This window comes from Streptococcus sp. 1F3 (assembly GCF_054968985.1).
Map to the genome: position 1 here is coordinate 1 of NZ_JBUEQR010000061.1, position 4849 is coordinate 4849.

At 43.3% G+C, this 4849-nt stretch carries 1 protein-coding gene; it reads left to right on the plus strand.

The genetic code is table 11. From position 1 onward, the window contains the following. Positions 1-254 precede the first annotated feature (254 nt). The coding region (locus ACVPON_RS05650; RefSeq protein ID WP_462877018.1) for a YPDG domain-containing protein at positions 255-4849 on the plus strand (4595 nt) is incomplete at its 3' end.

Genomic DNA, 4849 nt, shown 5'->3' on the forward strand with positions numbered 1-4849 from the left:
GCGCAACAACGGCCTTGCACCTCTTGAAATGAGGAACAAGGCCGTCGCTTAAATCTTTTATTATTTCATTGTCCACTTGACAGGGAGCAGTTCATCACATCACAGGGCTTTTTGATATAAATTAATAAGAACCATCAAAATAGTTGACAAAGTCGGGGGGGGGGGGGGTATAATGGTTGGTGTAACACAGGTTTTGGCGGTTTCTTTGGTGGAGAGCGTCTGGTTTGTGTATAAAAATAAAGGAGTGTTTGCTTTTGAAAAGGAACAAAAGAAATAAGTTTGACTGGTATGGAGTAGGTCAGCGTTTTTCGATTCGTACGTATCATTTTGGTGCGGCTAGTGTCTTACTTGGAACAGTGATGTCACTGGGGTTAGCGAGCAATGTATCTGCGGATGAAGTAGAGGCTAGTAGTTCAACGACTGCGATAACAGAAGTTGTCAAAGCTGAGGCTAATAGCTCAGCTCCTGTTGCAACAGAAGTTGCCAAAGTTGAGGAAGTAACATCAGCAGAAGCTATTGGGAATCCCCAAACAACCGACTTAACAGCTGTTAAAGGTTTGGCAGTTGAAGCATTGAAAGAACTAACTGCTCTTACTAATGCAGAAAAAATAGGGTTTGAAAAAGACATTGAAATAGCAACAAGTCAAGACTCTATCAATGAAATTGTTGAGCGAGCAAAAGTTGCTAATGAAGCTGCTAAAGAAGTAGCTGCCCAAGCCACATTATCAGCTGCAAAAGAGAGTGCTATTGCAGCTTTGGATGCCTATACTCATATCTCAGAGGAAGCCAAAGCAGGATTTGTGGATCAAATCAAGGCAGCAGATAATCAAGCGGCTATTGATGAGATTTCAAAGGAAGCAGATAAGGCCGAAAAACGTGCCATAACCTTCCCTAATCAAGGACAACCAATTCCAGCAGGGAGCGGTTTTAGAAAGGTAACTGAAGCTACTTATAAGGAAGCCATCGCTAAGATTAATGCTTTCACACATCTTAATGATATCGAGAAATCGTACTACCTCGGTCAGATTTCTGAACAGACTAAGGGAGTGATCAATAAAGATAGCAAAGTAGCGGAGATCCTTGCTGAGGCTCAAGCTCACGATGAGCGTGTCTCTGTAAATCGCGGTACATCTGAAGCGGATGCTATCGAAAGTGCAATCGTAACAAAAGACGATAAAAATACCATTAGTGGAGATGTCCGTCTCAAGTATGCAGGTAATGTGAATGACAATCCCAACGAATATGTCAAGGGCTTGGGAGGTGTTACTGTTTATGCACAATGGTATGAGAAAAATGGGTTGAGCTCTCCAATCTACAAAACTGTAACAAAGGAAGATGGTTCATTTGTCCTTGGAATGGCTCCGTTTATTGGTGCAGATGGTAAGAAATGGACCTTTAATGCTTATGCATCGTTGGGGGCTGGAGATGCTAATGCTGAAAAATGGCGTATTTGGTCTATTAACCCAGACACGAATAAGTATGAACTTCTCTATTCTTATGGTGAAGAACAAATTTCTCCAGAAGGTTCTGCACTTGATACAACCGCTGGTGCTGGTAACGAAACAGCGACTCAACGTCTCACAAATATTGAGATTCAATACGCTTATAAGAACTCAGATGTCTGGAAACAAGATGCAAAACAAACCCCTGCATCCCCAGATAGCAACGAAGGTGGATTGGTTTCAGGGAGCGTGTATTGGAACAATAACAATCCGCAGGGGAGCCTGATTTGGAACGGCTTGATTAGTCGAGAAAAAGCAGATATCGGTCTTGCAGGTGTGAATGTTTATGCTTCTTACTTAAGTGATTATGCTGTTGCAGAATTGAATAAATTAGAAACCTTGCAACAGTTTGTTGCAGAAGGTTCTACTTGGACACCGACAGTAAATAAGGATAAATCTTCAAATATTCGTGGTGCGAATTGGACACGTGAAAACGAAGAAAAACTCCGTGAGTATCTTATTGCTCAAATCACAGCAAATCGTTCTGAATGGATTGCTGAAACCGTAGTGGCCCAAACAGATGCCAAAGGTGAGTATAAGCTCCAGTTTAATGGAACATTTGGTCAAGCGTGGAACAATCCAGGATTTGATGGCCTTATCAATAGTCGTGATTCTGTCTTACTCAGCAACCAAGATGTTACGAATGGTTCAGGAGTGACGAAAAAAGGAACAGAATGGATGGGAACTGTCGCAGACAGTCCATCTTACGGTAAATTTGGAAGTACTGGAGCTGATTCTGGTCTTGATCTCAACAAGGCACCAAAACACATTAACTTAGATTGGTTGATGGTTGTTGCAGAATTAGAGGGTGTGTCATTTACGACACCATTCTATGGTGATGTGCCACGTGCTGCTAATTCAGGTGCATGGGGAGATACCCTACCTACATTTTGGAATGTTGGCTACAACATCGGTACAACTGAAATTCCAGGGAATAACAATGTTACAAATGTTCGATTTGCAGCCTTCCACAATGATGTGAAATTTGATATTGTAAATTACGACTCCTACTCAAACTATGCAGGACCTGGAGACACTGCTATTGCAAAGACAACAGGAGTTAAGGCAGTAGCGGGTGAGTACTACAAGATTGTCTGGAAAGATGAAAATGGTAAGGTTGTAGATGAAGGTACGGCAGTTCAAGCGAATGCTGATGGTACTTTACCAGATTCAACCTTCACAGCTCCAAGTGATTTGACAAAGACTACTACCTACTTTGCAGAATTGTATGCAGTGAATGAAGATGGAACACTTCCGGATTATCCAATTCAAACAGATTCATTTACTGTGGTTTATAAACTGCTTCCGAAGTACGAAGTAACTTATGCAGATCAAGGAGCGACAGATACAAGCTCTGCTGCTCCAACGTTTGATGTAGCACATACAAAGGATGTAGAAGAAAAACTTGCGATCCCTGAAGGTACGACATTCTCGTTTGTTTCTGCTGATGGTAGTGAAGAAGCGCCGGCTAACTTCTCTATTGATGCAAAAACAGGTGTTATTACATGGAAAAACGCTACAGAAGACACCTCTGTTGATGTATTAGTAACCTATGCAGATGGCTCTACTTCAATCGTAACAGCGGAGTTCAAGCTTAATCGTTCTGAGACAGAAACGGATAAGTATACTCCTGCTTATACAGCTACAGAAGTGAAAGCTGGTCAGTCAGTAACGTCAGCTCTTCCTACCTTTACAGACAAAGAGGGGGGTGTTGCAACACCAGCTGCCCCAGTAGCTTATAAACTTGGAGATATCAGTGGACTACCAGCAGGCGTGGTAGCAACAGTCGATTCCGCAACAGGTGCGGTAACGCTTACGACTCCAGATGGTCTTGCCGTAGGTACAAAAATTGATGTTCCAATCGTTGTAACCTATAGTGATCAGACAGAGGATACTACAACAGCTACATTTACTGTTGTGGAGTCTGATAAGGATAAATATAGTCCTACTTATACAGAGGTAACAGGTAAACCAGGTGAAGCCGTTATAACAGAAAGTCCAAGCTTTACACCAGAATTGTCGGCAGATGCTCAAAAACCAACCTATGCTATTGCTACAGAACAACCAGTAGGAACAACTCCACTTCCAGCAGGAACAACGGCAACGATTGATTCAGAAGGCAAGGTTAGCGTAACGATTCCATCAGATGCCGTGCCAGGAACAGAATACACTATTCCGGTTGAAGTAACTTATGGTGATGGTTCTAAAGAGATTGTTCCAGTTAAGGTAACCGTAGCAGAGCCAGATGATGAAGGTGAAAAACCAGCAGTTGGGGCAATTGAAGATAAGACTGTTGTAGAAAAACAACCAATCGAGCCAATCGCTGTCCCAGTAGAAAACAAACCAGCTAATGGAACAGTCGAAGTAACGGGTCTCCCAACCGGTCTCACCTATGATCCAGCCACTGGTACTATCACTGGTACCCCAACTGTCACAGACTGGGGAACAACAGAGGAAGAACGCGACTTCCCTGCCAAAGTGGTTGTCAAAGACGAAAACGGCAATCCAGTTGCGGAAAAATCATTCACCATCAAGGTTCAACGGGATACAGATGGCGATAAAGACCCAGATGTGACCGATCCAGATGATGACAATGATGGCTATACAGATGACCAAGAAAAGACAGCAGGTACGGATTCTAAGGATCCAAATAGTAAACCAGCAACCCCAGCAGTCGGCAATCTTGAAGATAAGACTGTTGTAGAAAAACAACCGATTGAGCCAATCGCTGTCCCAGTAGAAAACAAACCAGCTAATGGAACAGTCGAAGTAACAGGTCTCCCAACCGGTCTCACCTATGATCCAGCAACTGGCACCATTACTGGTACCCCAACTGTTGATGATTGGGGCAAGGATGAGGAAGAACGTGACTTCCCTGCCAAAGTGGTTGTCAAGGACGAAGCTGGCAATCCAGTTGCGGAAAAATCATTCACCATCAAGGTTCAACGGGATACAGATGGCGATAAAGACCCAGATGTGACCGATCCAGATGATGACAATGATGGCTATACAGATGACCAAGAAAAGACAGCAGGTACAGACTCCAAGGATCCAAATAGTAAACCAACTGCAACTGTTGGCGATATTGGCGATAAGACTGTTGTAGAAAAACAACCGATTGATCCAATCACTGTCCCAGTAAGCAATGTTCCAAATAATGGAACAGTCGAAGTAACAGGTCTCCCAACCGGTCTCACCTATGATCCAGCTACCGGAACTATCACGGGTACCCCAACTGTTGAAGACTGGGGCAAGGATGAGGAAGAACGTGACTTCCCTGCCAAAGTGGTTGTCAAGGACGAAGCTGGCAATCCAGTTGCGGAAAAATCATTCACCATCAAGGTTCA